General features: G+C 57.9%; 16 protein-coding genes. 5 read left to right on the forward strand and 11 right to left on the reverse strand.

The window, feature by feature from the left end; genetic code table 11:
* Window positions 1-38: 38 nt before the first annotated feature.
* Window positions 39-614: an LON peptidase substrate-binding domain-containing protein gene (locus M8T91_RS12780; RefSeq protein WP_301414547.1), complete on the reverse strand. Its 576-nt coding sequence runs from the start codon at window positions 612-614 to the stop codon at window positions 39-41.
* Window positions 615-812: 198 nt separating this feature from the next.
* Here M8T91_RS12780 and M8T91_RS12785 point away from each other — a divergent pair, with 198 nt between their 5' ends.
* Window positions 813-1094 (forward strand): peptidylprolyl isomerase, encoded by a 282-nt coding sequence (locus M8T91_RS12785; RefSeq protein ID WP_301414548.1) that lies wholly within the window; start codon window positions 813-815, stop codon window positions 1092-1094.
* A gap of 80 nt (window positions 1095-1174) precedes the next feature.
* On the opposite strand, the gene M8T91_RS12790 is transcribed toward M8T91_RS12785, so the two are convergent.
* From M8T91_RS12790 to mpl, 4 genes are all read right to left on the reverse strand, one after another.
* Window positions 1175-3745, reverse strand: coding sequence for an efflux RND transporter permease subunit (locus M8T91_RS12790; RefSeq protein ID WP_301414549.1), 2571 nt, complete (start codon window positions 3743-3745; stop codon window positions 1175-1177).
* Between the two features lie 112 nt (window positions 3746-3857).
* Window positions 3858-4133: an Rdx family protein gene (locus tag M8T91_RS12795; protein ID WP_371877046.1), complete on the reverse strand. Its 276-nt coding sequence runs from the start codon at window positions 4131-4133 to the stop codon at window positions 3858-3860.
* A gap of 23 nt (window positions 4134-4156) precedes the next feature.
* A complete protein-coding gene (locus tag M8T91_RS12800; RefSeq protein ID WP_301419095.1) occupies window positions 4157-4738 on the reverse strand; it encodes a flavin prenyltransferase UbiX in 582 nt (193 codons plus the stop codon).
* Between the two features lie 102 nt (window positions 4739-4840).
* Window positions 4841-6229, reverse strand: coding sequence for a UDP-N-acetylmuramate:L-alanyl-gamma-D-glutamyl-meso-diaminopimelate ligase (mpl, locus tag M8T91_RS12805; protein WP_301414550.1), 1389 nt, complete (start codon window positions 6227-6229; stop codon window positions 4841-4843).
* A gap of 285 nt (window positions 6230-6514) precedes the next feature.
* Between mpl and M8T91_RS12810 the strand changes: the two genes are divergently transcribed.
* Window positions 6515-7777 carry a 6-phosphofructokinase gene (locus M8T91_RS12810; protein ID WP_301414551.1) on the forward strand — a complete coding sequence of 421 codons (1263 nt, stop codon included), beginning with the start codon at window positions 6515-6517 and terminating at the stop codon, window positions 7775-7777.
* A 56-nt stretch (window positions 7778-7833) separates the two neighbouring features.
* Here M8T91_RS12810 and M8T91_RS12815 read toward each other — a convergent pair whose 3' ends face one another.
* The 3 genes from M8T91_RS12815 to M8T91_RS12825 form a co-directional block, all read right to left on the reverse strand.
* A complete protein-coding gene (locus M8T91_RS12815) occupies window positions 7834-8193 on the reverse strand; it encodes a VOC family protein (RefSeq protein ID WP_301414552.1) in 360 nt (119 codons plus the stop codon).
* A 172-nt stretch (window positions 8194-8365) separates the two neighbouring features.
* Window positions 8366-10240 (reverse strand): ExeM/NucH family extracellular endonuclease, encoded by a 1875-nt coding sequence (locus M8T91_RS12820; protein WP_367317775.1) that lies wholly within the window; start codon window positions 10238-10240, stop codon window positions 8366-8368.
* Entirely contained in the window at window positions 10183-10608 is a 426-nt protein-coding gene (locus M8T91_RS12825; protein WP_301414553.1) for a hypothetical protein, read from the reverse strand. The genes M8T91_RS12820 and M8T91_RS12825 overlap by 58 nt, the downstream gene beginning before the upstream one ends.
* A gap of 611 nt (window positions 10609-11219) precedes the next feature.
* Here M8T91_RS12825 and M8T91_RS12830 point away from each other — a divergent pair.
* Together M8T91_RS12830 and M8T91_RS12835 are read left to right on the forward strand one after the other, a co-directional pair.
* Window positions 11220-14084 (forward strand): TonB-dependent receptor, encoded by a 2865-nt coding sequence (locus M8T91_RS12830; RefSeq protein ID WP_301414554.1) that lies wholly within the window; start codon window positions 11220-11222, stop codon window positions 14082-14084.
* Window positions 14085-14168: 84 nt separating this feature from the next.
* Window positions 14169-15665 (forward strand): tryptophan halogenase family protein, encoded by a 1497-nt coding sequence (locus tag M8T91_RS12835; RefSeq protein WP_367317718.1) that lies wholly within the window; start codon window positions 14169-14171, stop codon window positions 15663-15665.
* A 257-nt stretch (window positions 15666-15922) separates the two neighbouring features.
* Here M8T91_RS12835 and M8T91_RS12840 read toward each other — a convergent pair whose 3' ends face one another.
* Together M8T91_RS12840 and purU are read right to left on the reverse strand one after the other, a co-directional pair.
* Window positions 15923-16345 (reverse strand): hypothetical protein, encoded by a 423-nt coding sequence (locus tag M8T91_RS12840; RefSeq protein ID WP_301414555.1) that lies wholly within the window; start codon window positions 16343-16345, stop codon window positions 15923-15925.
* An 83-nt stretch (window positions 16346-16428) separates the two neighbouring features.
* The gene (gene purU / locus M8T91_RS12845; RefSeq protein ID WP_301414556.1) at window positions 16429-17265 is read right to left on the reverse strand and encodes a formyltetrahydrofolate deformylase; all 837 of its coding nucleotides are present in this window, start codon (window positions 17263-17265) and stop codon (window positions 16429-16431) included.
* A 75-nt stretch (window positions 17266-17340) separates the two neighbouring features.
* Between purU and pepQ the strand changes: the two genes are divergently transcribed.
* Window positions 17341-18696, forward strand: a complete 1356-nt coding sequence (gene pepQ / locus M8T91_RS12850; RefSeq protein ID WP_301414558.1) for a Xaa-Pro dipeptidase — start codon at window positions 17341-17343, stop codon at window positions 18694-18696.
* Between the two features lie 196 nt (window positions 18697-18892).
* Here the strand turns inward: pepQ and metE are convergent, their stop codons facing one another.
* On the reverse strand, window positions 18893-21127 hold the full coding sequence (metE, locus tag M8T91_RS12855) for a 5-methyltetrahydropteroyltriglutamate--homocysteine S-methyltransferase (RefSeq protein ID WP_301414559.1): 2235 nt from the start codon (window positions 21125-21127) through the stop codon (window positions 18893-18895).
* Window positions 21128-21189: the final 62 nt, after the last annotated feature.

Raw genomic sequence — 21189 nt, forward strand, 5'->3', positions numbered from 1 at the left:
CAATCCCGGCCTATTCCGGAAAATAGGTCCACAGCCGGTCACTGCCGGGTCCATCGGTCCAGATTGTCAGCGATATTGGCCAGGCGTGCCAGCGGGTCCTCCAGGGCCAGAAGTTCTACCCGCACCTTGTCTTCCAAGGGCAGCAACTGCGCCAGCTGCCAGGACAGCGCATCGGCGGAATCCACCTGGTCGAACTTCAGCGACAGTATTTTGGCGCGCTCTTTCAGTTCATTGAGTACAGCGAGCAAGCCATCGCAATCGGCGGGTATGGGTTTCGGCGACTCTTCCGGCAGCCATTCCACATCCCCCAGCAATAGATCGTCTTCGGCCCTGTCCGTATGGGTAATGCGAAATCGGCGCCGGCCCACCACCTGTATATGCAGCAGCCCCTCCTCACCCTGGCCCCAATCGACAATATGCACATAAACACCTAGCGGCCACACCGAGGCATGCCCCACTTCGCCGCCGGAACGAATGAGCACCACGCCAAATCCGCTGTCGGTCTTCAGCGCTTCACTCACCAGATGCAGGTAGCGCTGTTCGAAGATACGCAGGGGCAGGGTAACCCCGGGATACAGGGCCACGCTCAAGGGAAAAAGAGGGATCTGTTGCAATGGGGTCACTCGCCGTATTGTGTTGTCTTCACTAAAGATACCACTGCACACACACCCGCCGCCCCGACAGAAGTGACGTTTTCGTGTCACTGGTCAAGAGTGCGACCAGGCTTGGGATTTGTTGCGGATATTACCGGTGGCAAATGCCGCGCACACCCAGTAAGCTGCTGCGGTCAATGCAATAGATGGAGACGATGTATGCCCACAGCGACAGCCCGTCATATTCTGGTGGAGAACGAAGCAAAGTGCCAGCAGCTGAAGCAGGAAATCGAAAGCGGTGCCGAGTTTGGCGAAATGGCCAAAGCGCACTCACAGTGCCCATCCGGCCGCACAGGAGGCGATCTGGGAGAATTCAGCAAGGGCGTCATGGTCGCGGAATTCGACAAAGTGGTTTTTTCCGATGAATTGCACAAGGTGCACGGACCGGTGAAAACCCAGTTTGGTTATCACCTGCTGGAAATCACCAGCCGCGAGGATTAATCCCGAACGGGAGAATACGCCTTGATCAAAAAGCCGGGCTTTCTGCCCGGCTTTTCATTACCCGGCGTGGGCATTCCCAATCAGGCACCTGCCGCAGCTTCTGCTGCCACCTGCTCGTGGCTCGGCTTACCCCTTCCCAGTGGCTTGAACATCACCAGCAGCAGCGGCAGCAGGGTGAGGGAACCGAGCAGTGCTGCGGACATAGCCAGTGCGGTCAGCAGGCCAAAATAAATGGATGGTACAAACTTTGACAACGCCAGAATCGAGAAGCCGGCAATAATGGTGATCGCCGTGTAGAACATGGCGCGGCCGATGGTTGCGTGGCTGCGGTGCATGGTGGCCAGGTAGTCGGCGTCTTTGGCAAACTCGGCGCGGAAACGGTACAGATAGTGAATCGCATGATCCACACCGATACCGACCGTTATCGCAGCGATGGTAATGGTCATCATATCCAGCGGTATGCCCGCCAACCCCATACCGCCAAGCACCACACAGGCTGCCAGCATATTTGGCACCAGCGCGATAATGGCCAGGGACAGGGAGCGGAACAGCACTAAAAACATCAGCAGGATACCGACAAACACCGCCCCCAGGGTAAGGATTTGCGACTTGAACAGGCTCTGCAACATATTGTTGTAAAGCACCAGCAGGCCGGTCAGGTGAATATTTTGCGGGGCTATGCCCATTTCGTTGTGGGCGTAGTCGTAGATGCGCTGGATCAATGCATCGCGGCGCAGACCCGGATCAGTTTCCATAACCCGCAGGGTGATGCGCGCCTGGTTGTCCTCCGTGGAAAGATAGGGGCTGATCAGCACACTGCGAATTTGCGCTGGCAGGCTGTTATTCGCCACCGCCAGTTCGAAGTCATTGAGCGGGCCGCCATTCAAATCGCGGGCCACCTTGTACGCAGTTGCCAGGGACTGCACCTTGCCGACCTCCGGCTGGGCCTCCAGGTAGTCATGCAACTGCTCCAACTCAGCAAGACCGGCTACAGTAAACCAGTAACTCAGCTCCTGAGACTCTTCCGCACTGCCGAAGGGATCCTCTGTGGCAAAGGGGTCTTCCGCAGCGAGGGCGTCATCACCAGCGGCCTCGCCGAAAGGATCTTCCTCCCCCTCAAAGGCCACTGCTTCCTCCTCGGGTTTGTCGAGGACAATATCCAGGGTGACCGTTCCGCCCAGGCGGCGGTCGATCACCAGCATCCCTTGATAGATCTCTGTGGCATCATCGAAATAATCGATAAAACGGTTTTCCACCTTCAACTGGGACACGCCCGCAATGCCGGCCGCGAAAGCCAGGAGGGAGACACCCAACACAAAAACCCGGTGCCTCTCGGCAAAACGGGAAAAACGCAGGGTAAAGGCGTGGGAGTTGTCCGTACTCACCTTGCCCTCGCGCTTGGGCAGAATCATCAGGCAGCAGGGAATAATCAGGAAAGACAGCACCAGGGCCAGGGTAACGCCCATGGTCATCATCCAGCCAAAATCGATTACCGGGCGTATACCGCTCACTACCAGGGACGCGAAAGCCACAATCGTCGTCAGTGCAGTGTACAGGCAGGGCTTGGCCATAAAGCGCACGGTCTGCAGAACCAGTTCCTCGCGGCTCCAGTGGGGGTGCTGTGCGATATATTCGCGGTAGCGCACCGCCAGGTGAATGGTGATGGCGAGAGTGATAATCAGCAACAGCGCGACAAAATTGGCAGAGATCACCGTGAGGCGCCAATCGAGCCAGCTGAGCAGGCCCAGCATTATCACAGCGGTGGTCACACAGGTGAGTAGTGGCAGCAGCACCCAGCGCGGCTGGCGGAAGATCAGCAGCAGGGTGAGGATGATAAAGGCGAGGATACCCACACCAAACACCACCAGATCGCTCTTGATAAACGCGATCATGTCCGCGGTAATCATGGTCACACCGCCGAGGAACAGCTCCGCCTGCCCCTGGTAACCGGCGAGAATCCCCCGCACCGTCTCCACTCTCTGGCGGGCCTCCAATTCCTGGGCGGTACGATGTTCCAGGTAAACCGCACTCACCACCTGCAGCCGCGCGGCCTCCTCCGCATTCAGGCCCTCACTGCTGCGTTTGCGCCGCAGGGCGTCGCGCTCGCGCACCAGTTCAATACCGCGGTTGTCCAGTTTCAGGTTGGCGAGCAGCGCAGTGGTCTGGCCGTCCGGGCTCAGGATCAATTCACGGTAAATGGGGCTGGAGAGAAACTCCTGGCGGGCCAGGTCCCTGTCGGTATCGGCATTGGACAGGGTGCGAATATCATCGCTGAGATCGGTCAAAGACAGCTTGGGACTATACAGCAGTGGCACATCCAGAATGGTCTGCACGCTGGTGACGCCATCCACCCCGCCCAGTGCATCGCGCAGTCTGCCCAGGGTGTCCAGGGACCCATCGCTGAACAGGTCACCATCCTTATAGCGGTAGGTCACCACCAGGAAGTCGCCACTGGCATAGCGCTCGGAAATCTCGCGAAAATAATCCAGGGACTGGTCCGCTTCCAGCGTGAGGGAATCCGCGGAGGCATCCAGTTTAAAGCGGGGCAGGCCCATTGCAGCCAGCAGGCTCAACAGGCCGACAACCATCAATACAGCCAATGGCCGCTTGGTCACCAGGTGTTCGTAACAGGTCTTGAAAGCTGACAGCATATATTTCCGCTTGTAGTGAATATCAGTGGGCCACAGCCGCGTACGTTTTGGCCGCCTTCGGGATACCTACGAGTACACAGTTTGCGTCCACCCCGTGGTATTGGAAATACATTCAGGGCATATCACTATGTCCCAGCGCGCGGTCCGGGAACAGCAGATCCCGCACACGCCGCTTGAGGGTCTTGGCGCCGGGAAAGCCGCCATCGCGCTTGCGCTCCCAGATCAAATTTTCGCCAATCCGGATTTCAAATACTCCCCCAGTTCCGGGTTGTAATGCAACCTGCTGGAGGTCATCGGCAAAGGTGGAGAGCAATTCCTGGGCCATCCAGGTGGCCCGCAACATCCAGTTGCACTGCACACAGTAATGAATCGTGACGCTCGGTTTCACGACAATAGCCCCCTTTTAGCGCGCTATTCACCCCAGTTCGGCAATAAGTTTTGCTCCACACCCAACTGATCGAGCAGGCGTGCCACAATGAAGTCGACAATATCGTCAACCGTGCGCGGTCTCTGGTAAAAACCGGGACTGGCAGGCAGAATGACCGCACCCATGCGGGTGAGCTTGAGCATATTCTCCAGGTGTATTTCCGAATAAGGCGCCTCGCGCGGGACCAGGATCAGCTGGCGGCGCTCCTTCAGGGCTACATCCGCGGCGCGCTCGATCAGATTGTTGGAAGCGCCGCAGGCAACCGCCGAGAGGGTACCACCACTGGCGGGACAGATCACCATACTGACCGGCGCGCCGGTGCCGGATGCCACCGGGGAAAACCAGTCGCGCATGCCAAACAGGGTCAGCTGACCCTCCTTCGCGTCAAAATGATCGGCGAGACAACCCTGCAGCGCCCCACTGTCGCCCTCGGGCAGTTTGAGGTCAGTTTCGGTATTGATCACCACCCGCGCGGCTTCGGACACCAGCAGCCAGACGCGCGCCCCGGAGGCGAGCAGGCACTGCAGCAGGCGCAGGCCGTATTGCGCCCCGGAAGCTCCGGTCATGGCCAGAGTCACGGTTTTGTCGAAGGTGTGCTGCTGCAATCTCCCAACCTCAATTTGTCCCGCAATGCATCTTCCCTACCCCTTCCCTGCCGGTAACATGGCTCAGACCGGTCGGCGGTATTTCTGTTCCAAAGCACCGATAAGGCGCTGGTGAATACCACCGAACCCCCCGTTGCTCATCACCACAATATGGCTGCCCTCATCAGCGAGTTTGAGGGCCGACTCCACACCGCTCTCAATACTATCGAAAATTCCGGCGGGCACCGAAGAGTGGCGGGCCACTTCCTCCAGTGACCAGTCCATGCCCGGGGGCTGATACCAGAGCACCATATCCGCACCGCTGCAGGCATTCGCCAGCTTGTCCCGATGCACTCCCATGCGCATGGTGTTGGAACGCAGCTCGATCAAAGCGATGATCCTGTCCCCTCCCACTTTGGCCCGCAGCCCGGTGAGGGTTGACTGGATCGCCGTGGGGTGATGGGCAAAATCGTCATATACCCGGATTCCTGCCACCTCGCCCAGACATTCCATACGCCGCTTCACCCCCTGGAAACGCCCCAGTGCGGTGCCACTCAACGCCGGTAACACCCCCACATGACGGGCGGCCGCCACAGCGGCGAGGCCATTGCACACATTGTGTAATCCGGTGCAGTCCCACTCCACCCGCGCCACCTCGGCCCCCTCGAACTGTATGGTGAAACTGCTGCCATCCGCGGCGATATCCACCGCGCGCCAGTCACCCAGGCCCAGCCCTTCCTGACCCTCAAAGCCAAAGCGCTGAACCTCGCTCCAGCAGCCCTGCGCCAATACCTGTTGCACATTTTCCTCTGCAGCGGCAACCACCAGGCCACTGGCCGGCACCGTGCGCACCAGGTGGTGGAACTGGCGCTGGATCGCCGCCAGATCTTCAAAGATATCCGCGTGGTCGAATTCCAGGTTGTTGATAATGACTGTGCGCGGGCGGTAGTGCACGAACTTGGAACGCTTGTCGAAGAAGGCGGTATCGTATTCATCCGCCTCCACCACAAAAAACGGGGACTCACCCAGGCGTGCCGATACGCCGAAATTACCCGGCACCCCGCCGATCAGGAAACCCGGCTGCATATCCGCCGCTTCCAGAATCCAGGCCAACATACTGGCGGTGGTGGTCTTGCCATGGGTGCCGGACACCGCCAATACCCAGCGTCCGCCGAGGCAGTGATCACACAGCCACTGGGCGCCGGAAGTATAGGGCAGGCCCCGCTCCAGCACCGCTTCCACCGCGGGATTACCGCGGGGCATGGCATTGCCAATAATCACCAGATCCGGCGCCGGCTCCAATTGCGCCGGATCATACCCCTCAATGATCTGGACTCCCGCTTGCAGCAACTGGGTGCTCATTGGCGGGAAGATATCGGCATCACTGCCCGTCACCCGGTGCCCTTCCGCCACAGCCAACTGGGCCAGGCTACCCATAAAGGTGCCGCAAATACCTAGAATGTGAATATGCATGGCGGAAATCTGTACTCCCGATCGTTGCGGCGCAAGCTTAACACGGCATCACAGGCCAGTAATTGCCAAATACTCCGGTCTCCATGCATTCTCCGTGCTATTCCATTAGACTCCGCCCCCACACTGCTCGACCCCACTCTCTACCAACGGATAGCGACTTAGCCGCAGTGGCCGGCAGCCGACACGAACTCCGGCATTCCCCGCATGCCACCGTAACGAGAACAGCCGCATAGCGGACAGCCGAGCAACGATGTATTTCAAGACCCCGATAAATACAGGATAACCATGTCGAAAAAAAATGCCTTTTACGCACAATCCGGTGGTGTGACCGCCGTGATCAACGCGTCTGCCTGCGGTGTCATCGAAGCCGCGCGTGTAAACCAGGACAAGATAGGCAATGTCTATGCAGGGCTAAACGGCATCCTCGGCGCACTGCGCGAGGAGCTGATCGACGTGGGCCAGGAGCGTGCGGAGGATATTGCCGCGCTGCGCTACACCCCTTCCGGCGCTTTTGGTTCCTGCCGTTACAAATTGAAGAGCCTGGAGGAAAATCGTGCAGAGTACGCACGTTTGATAGCCGTATTCAAAGCGCACAATATCGGTTACTTCTTCTATAACGGCGGCGGTGATTCCGCGGACACCTGCCTGAAAGTGTCCCAGTTGTCCGAGACCATGGGCTATCCGATCCAGGCCATCCACATTCCCAAGACCGTGGACAACGACCTGCCCCTGACCGACAACTGCCCCGGCTTTGGCTCTGTGGCCAAATATGTGGCCGTATCCACCCAGGAGGCCGCCATGGATGTGGCCTCCATGTGTGCCACCTCCACAAAAGTCTTTATTCTGGAAGTGATGGGCCGCCACGCGGGCTGGATTGCCGCCGCCGGTGCCCTGGCCCAGGAACAGGAAGGCGATGCACCCCACATTATCCTGTTCCCGGAAGTGCCCTTCGACAGGGAAAGGTTCCTCGCCAAGGTACAGGCAACCGTGGACGAGAAAGGCTACTGTGTCATCGTCGCCTCTGAGGGCGTCCAGAACAAAGATGGCACCTTTCTCGCCGATGCCGGGACCACCGATGCCTTCGGCCACAAACAACTCGGCGGTGTTGCGCCGACGCTCGCCACTATGATCAAGAGCACCTTGGGCCTGAAATACCACTGGGCTCTGGCCGACTATCTGCAGCGCGCCGCGCGCCATATTGCCTCCGCCACCGATGTGGAGCAGGCCTATGCCGTAGGCCGCGCTGCCGTGCAAATGGCAGTTGCCGGCAAAAATGCCATTATGCCGGCAATCATTCGCGCCGAGGGCAGTGAGTACAGCTGGTCTGTGGGTGAAGTGCCGTTGTCCCAAGTGGCCAATGTGGAAAAATTCATGCCGGGTGAATATATCAGCGAGGACGGGTTCGGCATTACCCAAAAGGGGCGTGATTATCTGCTGCCGCTGATCCAGGGGGAAGACTACCCCCCCTACAAAAACGGAATCCCGCGCTATGCCAGGCTGAAAAAACATCTGGTAGAGAAAAAACTGGCTGCGGATTTCAAAGCCTGATGTAATCACTGTGCAGCCCGAAGCCCCATAATACCGGGGGCTTTGGGCACAGCGCCCTAGAAATCCGCATCCGACCAGACGGCAAACTCATTGCCGCACGGCTCGGTAAAATGAAAGCGCCTGCCACCGGGAAAAGAGAAAATGGGTTTCACCACCCTGGCACCGCAGCCTTCCACCTTTCGCTGGGTTTCTTCCAGATCGGTACTGTAAAATACCACCAGCGCACCACCGCTTGCGGTAGAGTTGTGCAAGTTGGCCTGATAGAAACCCCCATCCAGCCCGGCAGCGGTAAAAGCCGTATATTCAGGGCCATAGTCGGTAAATACCCAATCGAAAGCTTCCGCAAAAAATGCCTTGGTTTTTTCCAGGTCGTTGGCCGGGAATTCGACATAATTGATTTTTTCGTGCTCGCTCACCCAACTGTCTCCAAAATCCATAAATCGCCAGGGGATACAACCTCTCCAGCAGCAGACTCCAGTCCCAGAAGCTCTCCGGGCACCGGCAAATGCTCCAGTCAATGCCGTCTGCCAGTATACCGGGTATTCCCTGTCTTCGGATCAGAGACAAAGCACTCGCCGGTAAGCCTCTCTATTTCAGCTTCCAGTCTGTCACTTCAACAAGTTGCACAGCGGTGGATACCGCACCGCGCTCATCTTTCACCTTCAGACGCACCGGATAGAAACCCGGAGCGTGGAAATGGTGGTTGGGATTTTGTTGGGTACTGCTCGAACCGTCGCCGAAATGCCACAACCAGCGCACCAGGTTACCGTCCGGATCATTGCTGGTATCGGCGAAAGAGATCGTGTTGTCCTCGGCTTGCCAACGAAATCCCGCCGAGGGCGCCAGGTTAATGGCATTCAACACCAGCTCCACAATCACAGGATCGTGGTCCGAAGCGCGAAAGGGACCCGGGGAATACAAGTTCGCCAGCTGCAGGTCGCTCTTGTACTCCGTATTGTAATCCAGTGCCCGCGGCTCATCGGCATTGATAGGCCAAACCACCGCAGCGGTTACCAGCGGTGCCAGGGCCGCACTGGCGAGGGCGTGATCGAGATACCCGGACTGACCATCGTACACATAAGAATAAGCCTTACCCTTACCGTACCACTGCAGCAAATCCGTGTAACCGGCATTCTTCAGGGCGGTGATGGGGTTCTCCTGTGCATAGCTGTTGAGGTCACCGAGTACCAATACCCGGTCAACCCCGCTGCCGGCGGGATCGCGGTCTATCCATCGCACCAGTGTTTCCGCGGCCCGGGTGCGCAGGGTGTTCCAACAGCCCTGCCCATCACCCTGGTCATCATCAAAGCCGCCATCATCGGGGCAACCGCCCTTGGACTTGAAATGATTCGCAACAATAACAAACCGCGCCCCGGAGGAAACTTCAGCAAAGGTCTGCAGCAGTGGCTGGCGATTGCCAGCCACAAACGGGTAATTCTGCAGAGTCACCGCCCTGCCCAGGGGCACAACCCGGTCGCTGCGATAAATCATTCCCACACTGATGTCGTCATTACCGAGTCGGGCGAGACCCGGATCGACAAACCGGTAACCCTGACCACCACTGGCGTTGTTGAGGCCGTTGACCAGATCCTGGATCGCGCTGTCAGTGCCGTAACCATCGTTTTCCAGTTCCATCAGGCCGACAACATCCGCCTCCATTCGCAGGATCGCGGCAATAGTTTTATCCCGCTGACGCTGGAACTCCTCCGGGGTATCCGCCCCGCGCAGTGTGGGGAAGCCCCCTCCGTTGCCATCACCATTGAAATAATTCAACAGGTTAAAGCCGGCGATACGCAAGCTGCCTTCGCCGGGCAAAACGGGCGTTTCTTCGCGTATATTCGCCGGGGTAAATTGCGGCACTTCAACCGGATGTACACGGTAGGCCCCAAACCCATAGGCCATGACACCACTGAGCCCCTGCAAGGTGTCACCACTGCGCAGCGGGTTGTCAGCCCTGAGACCTGGCGCCGGATAGGGCGGCACCTCGGGGTTCCGCACGGTGGCACCGTCATCCAGCACAATCCGGTTCAACTGGTTGGCCGCCGCTTGTGCCATGGCTGCTGCACCCGGTGCATGCTTGTGGGTGGGAATATACACGCGATCCTTGGAGAGAATCACCTCGCCATAACGGCCCAGGTTGTGGTGGCCGTTGACTGTCAGGGTCTGGGGGAATGTCACCAGCATCCCTTCAAGCTGTTCCTGCGCCTGGATAGAGTCAAACGGCAACTGTACGCTGGCAGCGGTTACCGCATAACCGCTGCCACAAATAGTAACGCCGTAGACCTGCGTGAGCTCGGTAAAACCATAGAACTCATCAACGATCCCCCCCACACGCACCAGATCGCCTGCCTGCACCGCCACACCGAAGGCATTGTCGTAGATAAACAGGCCCTCTGAGGTTTCGTTTAGCCCGTCCTGGTCGCTGCCTTCTTCCTGCAGGAAAAAGCCGGCAAGACCGGTGATGGGGTTCTGAAATTCCCCACTACCACCGCTTCAATCTCGTGGCGCTCTCCCTGCAGGTCACTCACAAAACCGGGGCCCTGCACCCGACTGATCAAAGTGGCTGCTTCGCCGCAGGCAGCCAGGGCGGGAGCAGTGATTCCGCGACCATCCGCACCTGGCCAATCCGGCGTTTCTGACTCAACCGGGCCGGTGCCAACCCCCTCCAGTGACACGGTACCGGCGCCGCCATCCCTGTAGAGAGCCAGGGCCCTGCTGTGGTCACTGGCCGCAGCAAAATAAGACATACCGGCACCAGTGGCACAGACCACCTGGGCCGATAGCAGGGCACCCGCCAGGACCGCTGCCGGGGCCAGATCCAGTACCTGCATCTTCTCTTCTACCTGTCGACACTAAAGGGTATCAATGCTGCAAACAGTTACAGGGCATTCCTGAATCCTGATGACAAAATCATGAATTTTTGGTTTCACCAGTACCGTACACCGACAAAAGCACGCCGGATTGACTCGACGCTCACAAACGACTCCATGACCTTGTGAATTGACATTGCGGGGATACGGCCAAACGCCATGGCACTGCTTGTATTTCACAGGCCCCATCTGGCCAACACCCACAGCACCGCCCAAGGCCAGGTCTCTTTTGGCGCAGTTTTCATTTTTTTGGATATACTGGCTCTGAGTGCGTGCTGATCCCGAAGCCCCGGTCTGATTGGCATTTCTTTCAAACCGTCAGCAGCACGGGGCAGATGGCTTTTCTCCAGGTCGAGTCCCACAGTGCCATCAACATGCACCCCGCCGGGCGACCGGACAGTGGGTTGGGGTAGGGCAAAAAAATCTATAAAACAAAGCGTTATTTTGCAGTCAGTCACTTTTCCCTGGGGTGCCGGACACAGCCCCGCCTCCGCCCCCTCGGGGGAGGATGTGGCGGGTTGTCACGAAGCCTAGGATGCGACTCATCACCATAACGATAATTCCGGGAGAAGATGATGCGTCTATCCAACAAAAACCCAGGGGGGTTTCGGCCCGCATTGCTGTCCATCGCCATTGCGGCTACCGTCGGTATGCCCCTGGCAGCGCTCGCAGCGGACGAGGAGGCCGCTGGTGCGACGATCGAAGAGGTCACTGTGACCGGTTTCCGCAAGAGTGTGATGGACGCCATCGGCACCAAGCGCGACGCCAAGGCTGTGGTTGAGGCCATCTCTGCCGAAGATATCGGCAAGCTGCCCGACTCCTCCATTGCAGAAGCCATTGCCCGCCTGCCCGGCCTCGCGGCACAGCGCCTGGACGGCCGCGCCAGCCGCGTGTCCATCCGCGGCTTTGGTGAAAACGAGAGTGCCACCACCTTTAACGGTCGCGAGCAGGTCTCCATTAGCGACAATCGCGGCGTCGAGTTCGATCTCTACCCGTCCGAGATTATGAGCGGTGTGACCGTTTACAAGACACCCCAGGCCAGTATCGAAGCCGAGGGTATCGCCGGGGTCATCGATCTGCAAACCGTCAAGCCCCTGGCGCGCAACGAGCGCGTGATTCAGCTCAACGGCCAATTCGAAATGACCGGCTTCGATAAACTGAACCCCGATGGGGAGGATCAGGGCCACCGCGCCACCTTCTCCTATATCGACCAGTTTGCCGATGACCGCATCGGCGTGGCCTTCGCTTACAACACCATGCGCTCCCCCAATCAGGAAGAACGCTGGAATGCCTGGGGTTATCCTGAAATTTTCGTTGATGACCAGGGTATTTATCATAACTGGCCGGGTGACGAGGATAATCGGAACAGTGATGGCTCTCCCTGGGAATCCACGGGCGGCAGCATGCTGGGTGGCGCCAAGCCCTTTGTGCGCTCCTCGGTACTGGAGCGCGACAGCGCGATGCTGGTGGTGGAGGTTCAGGCAAGCGAGAAGTTGCATACCACTTTTGATGCCCTGTATGTGGATTTTTCCGATGAAAAAATCCTGCGAGGGATTGAGGTACCGTTCGCCTGGGGACAAGGTTCGTTTATGCCAGGTGAATTGGATGCAAATACGGGCTTCTTCACCAGCGGTGTTACCGAAGGCCAACGCGTGGTGGTGCGCAATGATATGGAAAGCCGGGATGCCAAGCTGAGCGCATTCGGTTTCAATGCCCAATACGATCTCAGCGATGCACTGCAGCTGGAATTTGACGTCAGCCATTCCAGCGTGGCGCGGGAAACCTGGAGCTTCGAAAGCTATGCGGGTACCGGCCGTGGCGACAGTGAGGGTGTCGCCGACAATCTGGGCTATGCCTTTAACTCCGGCAATACCGGAGCCAAGTTTACCCATGGACTCGACTACAGCGACTTTGGCTTGATCAAGCTGGGCGGCCCTTTAAGCTGGGGAGCGAGTACCGCGCTGAATAACAAGTATGGCCTTAAAGACGGGGATCAATACCTCAACGCCGCCCAAGACGGCTTTATTAACGCCCCGGAAATTGATGACGAGCTCACTTCACTCAAGCTGGCCGCCACGCAGATGGTGGAAGCCGGTATCGTCAATGAAATCCGCTACGGGGTTTCCTTTCGCGAACGCGAGAAAATCAAGCGTTCCCAAGGCTTCTATATGACGTTGCGGGATTTCCCGCAGGTGCTGGAAGTACCGGAGCAGTACCGCCTGGGTACCGTTTCCTTGGACTTTATCGGCATGGGCGACATGATCGCTTACGATTCCGCTGGCCTGCTGGCGGACGGCTACTACGAGCTGACCGATGAAGCGCTGACCGGTATCCAGCACCTGACCAAATCCTACACTGTCAACGAGAAGATCACCGCCGCGTTTGCCCAGGCGGATTTCGGCACTGAAATTTTCGGTTTGCCACTAACCGGTAATGCGGGCCTTCGCTACGTCTACAGCGAGCAAAGCTCTCAAGGTTTTGCTGGCCAAGTCAATGAAACGAGCGGGCTTGTGATTGCCGAGCCCACCAATATCAGCCATGACTACAGTCACCTTCTGCCGAGCCTGAATCTGGCGCTAGAAATTGACGATCAGCAGACCGTACGCTTCGGAGCCGCCAAGACCATCTCCCGTGCGCGCATGGACGAGATGAATGCATCCTTGGAGGTTTCCTACAACCCACAGGTGGATGGCAACGGTAACAACTGGAGTATCAGCGGCGGTAACCCGACGCTGGAGCCAAAAGAAGCCGTGGGTGTGGATTTGACCTATGAAAATTACTTCAGTGACGAAGGCTACTTTTCTGCAGCGATTTTCTGGAAAGATTTGAGTGATTGGCACTTCGACGACACCTTCACTGTCGACCTCGTGGGTGTTGCCGATCCGGCTACCGGCCAGATACCGGAGAACCCCACCGCAACTGCTTCCGGTAAAGTAAATGCTGGCGGCGGCACGCTAACGGGTTATGAACTCTCTGTGGCCCTACCGTTCAATCTCTTTACCGAGCATCTGGATGGTTTCGGTCTGCTCGCCAGCTATACGGGCATTGATTCGGACATTCAGGACCAGCATGGTAATGATTATCAACTGGCAGGGCTCTCAGACAGTATTCAGAATATAACGGCTTATTATGAAAACTATGGCTTTTCCGCCCGTGTCAGCATGCGCAAGCGCGACGACTTTAAAGGCGAGGTCTACGGCATCGGCTTTAATAGCGAGCAGGTGGACGTGGTGGGCGAAACCCTCGTCGATGCGCAGATCGGATACGATTTTGCTGAGTCCGGCATTACTTCTCTGGAAGGCCTGTCGGTATTCCTGCAGGGCCAGAACCTGACCAATGAGCCCTTCACTACCTTGAGTGGCGATAACCCACTGCAGGTGCGCGACTACCAGAACTACGGCAGAACCTATCTGCTGGGCTTTAGCTACGCGCTATAGGCCGCCAGTTACCTCACAGGTACTGCGCCCTTGTGATCCTGTATTGCAAGGGCTTTTTTTACGCTTTTCTACCGGGGGCATCCATTGAACGGCGACACTATCCGCAAGCTCATCATTCTTGGAGGCGGCACCGCCGGCTGGATGACCGCAGCCCTGGCGGCCAGGGTGCTCGGCAAGGTAATCGACATTACCTTGGTGGAATCAGAAAAAATCGGTACCGTCGGGGTCGGTGAAGCCACCATCCCGCCAATAAGCCTCTTTAACCAGTCCCTGGGGCTGGATGAACAGGCATTCCTGAAGGCCACCAAAGCTACAATCAAGTTGGGCATCCAGTTTGAAAACTGGTTGCAGCAGGGCAGCAGTTATATGCACGCCTTTGGCGCTATCGGCAAACACTTGCCGTTTTGTGATTTTCATCACCTCTGGCTAAGAAGTCGTCACAATGGCGACACTTCGAGCCTGTGGGATTACTCCCTGAACTACCAGGCCGCCATCCGCAATAAGTTCGCCCCCTTGACGCAGATTGCAGGTACCAATTTGCCCGGCCTGTCCTATGCCTATCATTTTGACGCGGCACTCTATGCCCGATTCCTGCGCCGCTACAGTGAAAACAACGGCGTAAAACGTGTGGAAGGTACCGTCAGGGAAGTACAAGTGCGCGCAGACAACGGCTTTGTGGACAGCCTGCAGCTGGAGAGCGGCCAAACGGTTGACGGCGACCTGTTTATCGACTGCTCCGGCCTCTCCGCCCTGCTGATAGAAAAAACCCTGAACACAGGATTTGAGGACTGGTCTCACTGGCTGCCCTGCGACCGGGCAATCACCGTGCCCGGCACCGCGAAAAAACCCATAGTGCCCTATACCCGTGCCATCGCCCACGCAGCGGGCTGGCAGTGGTGCATTCCCCTTAGGCACCGTACCGGTAACGGCATGGTTTATTCCAGCCGCTTCTGGAGTGACGAGCAGGCTCGCAATACGCTGATGCACAACCTGGATTCCAAAGCCCTGTCGGAGCCCGGGGTCATTCGCTTCCGCACGGGGCGCAGGCGCGCGCAGTGGAATAAGAACGTGGTCAGTATCGGCTTGTCGAGCGGCTTTCTGGAACCCCTTGAATCCACCAGTATCCACCTGATCCAGTCTGCGGCCACCCGCCTGATCCAAACCTTTCCCCACCGCGGCATCAGGCCCTGCGAGGTGGAGGAATTCAATCGCCAGTCGCAGGTGGAAATGGAGCACATCCGCGACTTTATAATCCTGCATTACAAAGCCAACCAACGCCGCGACGGTGCATTCTGGCAAGCTTGTGAAAGCATGGACATTCCTTTCGGCCTGAGCGACAAGATCGCCCTGTTCCGCGACACCGGCAAGATATTCCGGGATTACAATGACCTGTTTTCGGAAATGGCCTGGCAGCAGGTGATGATCGGCCAGGGCGTTCTGCCTGGGGATCACCATATCATCGCCGATAGCCTGTCTCAGGCACAACTGCAGGAACTGATGGCAAATCTGAAGACGCTGATCAACGGCAGCGTAAATCGCCTGCCCGACCATGAGCAGTTTTTGCCCGATGAGCGGGAATGACAGGCTCTGGAAATACACCTGCCGCAACCGGGCTACTGGCCTGGTAAAAACCGGGGACATATCTGGCTGCAGTAGCCCCCTTAGCGACAGGTTGCAAGAGACAACCGGCTCCACCATTGCATCAGCACCGCACCCCTAACCTGCCCATCCGCTGGCGGGGTAAAAACCCTGGCACCGATGCCCGCAGATACAGGCTTCTCTGCGCTGCTTCGAACGGTGCCAGAAGCCAGCACCGGCACGGTGTGGCCGCAAAAGATCTATTCCCCGGCCCCCTCGCGACACTCTCCGCGCACTTCACCACCGTATTTGTAAACCGTGCGCTCTATTTCAAAATATCCCTGCTTGCAAAAGCCTGTTTCGGCAAGTTGCCGCGCCAAAGCCCGCTCGAAATAGGCGATATCGCGGCGGCTGGCGCCTGCACCCGCTCCAGCAGACCCACGCTGCATACGCCTCTGGCCCTCAGGATGGGCCAGTACCGGTGCAGGGAATGACTTGTGTTCCCTTTCCAGGGTAAATACAAAGCGCTTGGCACCGTTGGGCGCAATTTCAGTGTGAAAGGATTCCTTCGCCCCGGGCATGAGCCCATCGCTGGCACAGGCGGCCAGAAACAGCGGGAGTAGCCATAAACCCCGCAGCTGCGGCGGAAAAAGTAGACCGATATATTTTTTATCAACAGCCAAAATACGCCCTCCTGATCTCTATGTATTCTCAATGTGCAGTGCAACAGTAGCCCGGTTATCCCATTGGCCAGATTATCCGCTGGTTATTTGAACACCACCGTTTTATTACCGTGGATAAACACCCGCTCCTGCAACACCATCAGCAGGGCTCTGGACAATACCAGTTTTTCCACATCGCGGCCGGCCTCCGCCATGGACGCAGCGGAGTGGGCGTGGTCCACATGAATCACGTCCTGCTCAATGATCGGCCCCTCATCCAGATGGTCGGTGACGAAGTGCGCCGTGGCGCCGATGATTTTTACCCCGCGCTCATAGGCCTGCTGGTAGGGTCTGGCACCGATAAAGGCGGGCAGGAAGGAATGGTGGATATTGATCATTCGCCCACTGTAGCGGGTCACGAAAGCGGGGGTGAGTATTCGCATATACTTGGCAAGTACCAGGTAATCCGGCCTGTACTCGTCCACCACGGCTGCCACCTGTTGTTCATGCTCGCAGCGTGCCAGCTCTTCGGTCGGCACACAGTGGAAGGGAATATCAAACTTCTGTACCAACCCGGCCAGATCCGGATGATTGCTGATCACCGCAGCGATTTCCACATCCATTGCACCGGAGTAGCCCTTCATCAGGATATCCCCCAGGCAATGGGGCTCGCGGGTGACCATCAGCACCAGGCGCTTGCGCCCGGCAGATACCAGTTGCCGCTCGGCCCCCTGGGGCAGGGCCATATCCAGGTCTTCCAGGAAGATGATATCGTTGAAGATGCCCTCCAGGACAGTACGCATAAAGAAGCGGCCCTGCTGCCGGTCCACAAACTCATGGTTCCTGATGATATTGAGCTGGTGCTTGTAGCAGATATTGGTAATCTTTGCGATCAAGCCCTTGTCATCGGGGCAGTCGGTCAGCAGTATCTTCTTTTCCATCGTCAAATTTCAGGCCAACTATCCAGAGCCCAGACTATACACTATGCCGATTCAGCGATTCATACCGGGGAGAACATGGATAACAACCTTTACGCCGAGCATATGGCCACCCTGTGCCGCCGCTACGATACAATACTGGAAGCCTGCGGCTTCGAGACCCTCAATGTGTTCAGCGGCGCACCCAGGCTGCAGTTTCTGGATGACAACCCCTACCCCTTCAGGGTCAATCCCCACTTCAAGGCCCTGGTACCGGTCACAGACAACCCGCACAGTTGGGTGATCTATCAGCGTGGACGCAAGCCAAAGCTGCTGTTCTACCGCCCGGTAGACTTCTGGCATTATGTCCCGCCCGTTCCCCAGGCTTTCTGGAGCGGGTTTTACGATATCGAGCTGCTGGGCAAACCCAGCGATGCCAAGGCGTTCCTCAGTGCAGACAGCGCAGCCTTTATCGGTGAGAGCGACAGCCTGCGGGACTGGCCCCTCGGCAGTGACAATCCGGAACTGCTGATCAACCGACTGCACTGGGCGCGCGCCTACAAGACCCCTTACGAAATCGCCTGTCTGCGCGAGGCCAACCGCATCGCCATGGCCGGCCATCGGGCTGCAGAACAGGCTTTCCGCAGCGGTGCCAGCGAATTTGAGATCAACCAGGCCTACCTGGGTGCTGCCGGCCAGGGCGAGCACCGCATGCCTTACGGCAATATCGTTGCCCTGAATGCGCACGCGGCGATTTTGCACTACAACCACCTCTCCACCGAGCGCCTGCCGGAATCGGAACTGAGGACTTTCCTGATCGATGCCGGTGCAGACTGTCACGGCTACTGCTCAGATATCACCCGCACTTATGCTTACGCCGACAACGCATTCGCGCAGTTGGTGGCCGCCATGGATGAGAAACAACTGGAACTGGTGGACGGACTCAAACCCGGCCTGCCCTATCCGGCCCTGCATCGCCAGTGCCACCTGAAAGTCGGCGAACTGCTGGCCCAGTTTGGCGTCATCAAGACCTCGCCAGAGGGCGCCGTGGAATCGGGCCTGACCCGCCCGTTTATGCCCCATGGCCTGGGCCACTTCCTCGGCCTGCAGGTCCACGATGTGGGCGGCCACCAGAGTGGTCCCGATGGCGGTACCACGCCCCCTCCGGCACAATACCCCTTTTTGCGAAGCAGCCGCACAATAGAAGAGAATCAGGTATTTACCATTGAGCCGGGGCTCTACTTTATCGACAGCCTACTGGAGGAGTTAAAAGCCTCCCCCCTTGCCACTGAAGTGCACTGGGAAAAGGTAGAGGCATTCCGCCCTTATGGCGGTGTGCGGATCGAGGACAATATTGTGGTGCACGCCGCGGGTAATGAGAATCTCTCCCGCGAGGGTTCAGTCCCAACCGGGTTCAATAAAGTAACTGAAACCACTGTTACACCCAGCAATTAACCGGCTTGGCGCCAGACAGGTAGCGGGGCCTGTTTGGCGCCAACTGCACCCGCATTTAACCTGCCGGTTTGAACGCAAGTGCAATATCTTAAAATCGAAAATTGTGGTAAAAAACCAATAACCGGCCTCAGCGCCACGGGGAAAAGATTCCCTCTCCATACAAAAAACCCGCAATCCCAGCCATTGACGGGTTTATTCAGGCCAACTCGTCACGCACTGCGCGCGCCGCCGCCACCATATTGAGCAGGGATGACCCCACCTCGGCCCAGCTGCGGGTTTTCAGGCCGCAATCCGGATTGACCCAGAGCCGTTCCACCGGTACCACCTGGGCAATTTTCTTCAGGCGCTCCACCAGCTCTTCCCGCTCGGGCACATTGGGGGAATGAATATCGTAAATCCCCGGCCCGATCTCATTGGGGTAGCCGCCAGTCTTGTCCGCAAAGGCGCTGAGCAGGCGCAAATCGGAGCGTGCAGATTCGATCGTAATCACATCCGCATCCAGGGACACAATCGCATCCATGATGGCATTGAAGTTGCTGTAGCACATATGGGTATGAATTTGCGTTTCCGGCTTCACCGCACTGCAGGTATAGCGAAAGCAGCCCACCGCCCAGGCGAAGTAATCGGCGTGTCCGGCCGCCCTTAGTGGTACCCCTTCACGGAGAGCCGGTTCATCAATCTGGATAATGCCAATACCCGCCGCCTCCAGATCCAACACCTCCTCACGCAGTGCCCTGGCAATCTGCAGGCAGCTCTCGCTGCGGTGGATATCCTCCCGCGGGAAAGACCAGTTGAGTATTGTAACGGGGCCGGTGAGCATGCCCTTCACCGGCTTGCTGGTGAGGCTCTGCGCATAGCGGCTCCACGTTACGGTCATGGCCTGCGGGCGGGAGATATCACCGAAGATAATCGGCGGTTTCACACAGCGGGAGCCGTAGCTCTGTACCCAGCCGTTGCCGGTGTGTACAAATCCAGCCAGTTGTTCGCCGAAATACTCCACCATATCGTTGCGCTCGGCTTCACCATGCACCAACACGTCCAGGCCGAGAATTTCCTGGCGACGAATGGCTTCGGCAATTTCCGCGCGCAGGTGTTCCAGGTAGTCCTCCTCGCTGATCTCTCCGTTGCGATATTGCCGGCGCACCTTGCGCAACAGATCGGTCTGCGGGAAGGAACCGATGGTGGTGGTGGGCAGCAAGGGCAGTTGCCAACGTTTTGCCTGTACCGATGCCCGCTCCAGGTAGCACTGTTCCCGCCAGGTATCCCGCAGTTTTTCTGCAACTGAGTGGGTGCTCTCCCCCTGTTCTGTTCCAGCCTCAGCTGCAGCGGCCTCTTCTTGCAGCAACTGTTGCAACTGCGCGAGCTCGGCCAGTTTCTGACGGCTGTAGGCCAGTTTTTGTTTTTGCGCCTGCGGCAGGGCTGTTTCGGTCTTCAGGTCTACCGGGCTGTGCAGCAGGGAACAGCTGGCAGAGAGCCACAGGCGATCTCCCAGTTGTGCAGCCAGGGGCTTCAGGGTTCGCTGCCACTTGTGCAGGTCCGCACGCCAGACGTTGCGCCCGTTGAGTACGCCGGCAGACAGCACCTGCCCCTCACCGACAAGCGCCACCGCAGACTCCAATTCTTCAGGCGCGCGCACGCAATCGATATGCACGCCATCCACCGGCAGTGAGAAAGCGAGGGGCAAGTTTTCTCGCAGGGGGGAAAAGTAGGTGGTCAGCAGTAACTTCGGATTGCCTGCAGCGGCACTGATCTCCTGGTAGGTGCCACTGAATGCCGAGCGCCACTCAGCAGGCAAGTCGAGCCCCAAAATTGGCTCATCCATCTGTACCCACGCCACGCCCAGTTCCCCAAGCTGCGCCAGCAGCTGCTTATAACAGGGCAGAAGGTTGGGAAGCAGATCCAGGGCATTGTCGACACCCCGCCCCAGCCACAGGTAAGTCAAAGGGCCGATAAGCACCGGCTTCGCCCTGTGTGCCTGGGCCTGGGCCTCGCGCACCTCTGCCAGTAACCACCCACTATCCAAGCAAAACGCCTGCTCCGCATCAAATTCCGGCACCAGGTAGTGGTAATTGGTATCAAACCATTTGGTCATGGCACTTGCGGCCACCGGCTGACCCGAGGGCGCGCGGCCCCGTGCCAGGCGAAAATACTGGTCCAGTTTATTTTCTGCTGCGCCATCGACAAACCGGTCGGCAACCACACCAAACATCAGCGAGTGATTGAGCACCTGGTCGTACCAGGCAAAATCCCCAACTGCCACAAAGTCCAGACCGGCATCACTCTGCGCCTGCCAGTTGGCGCGGCGGATATCAGTGCCCACCTGCAGCAATTGCTGCTGGGAAATATCCCCACGCCAATAAGCCTCCTGGGCTTTTTTCAGCTCGCGATCGGCCCCGATCCGGGGGTAGCCGAGAATATGTGTCTGCGCCATCTCTGTATCTCCAAGTCCATGTCTGTGCGTGGAACAACGCCACATTGGCACCCTCGCCCGCA

The organism is Microbulbifer sp. MI-G (genome assembly GCF_030440425.1).
Taxonomy (GTDB): domain Bacteria; phylum Pseudomonadota; class Gammaproteobacteria; order Pseudomonadales; family Cellvibrionaceae; genus Microbulbifer; species Microbulbifer spongiae.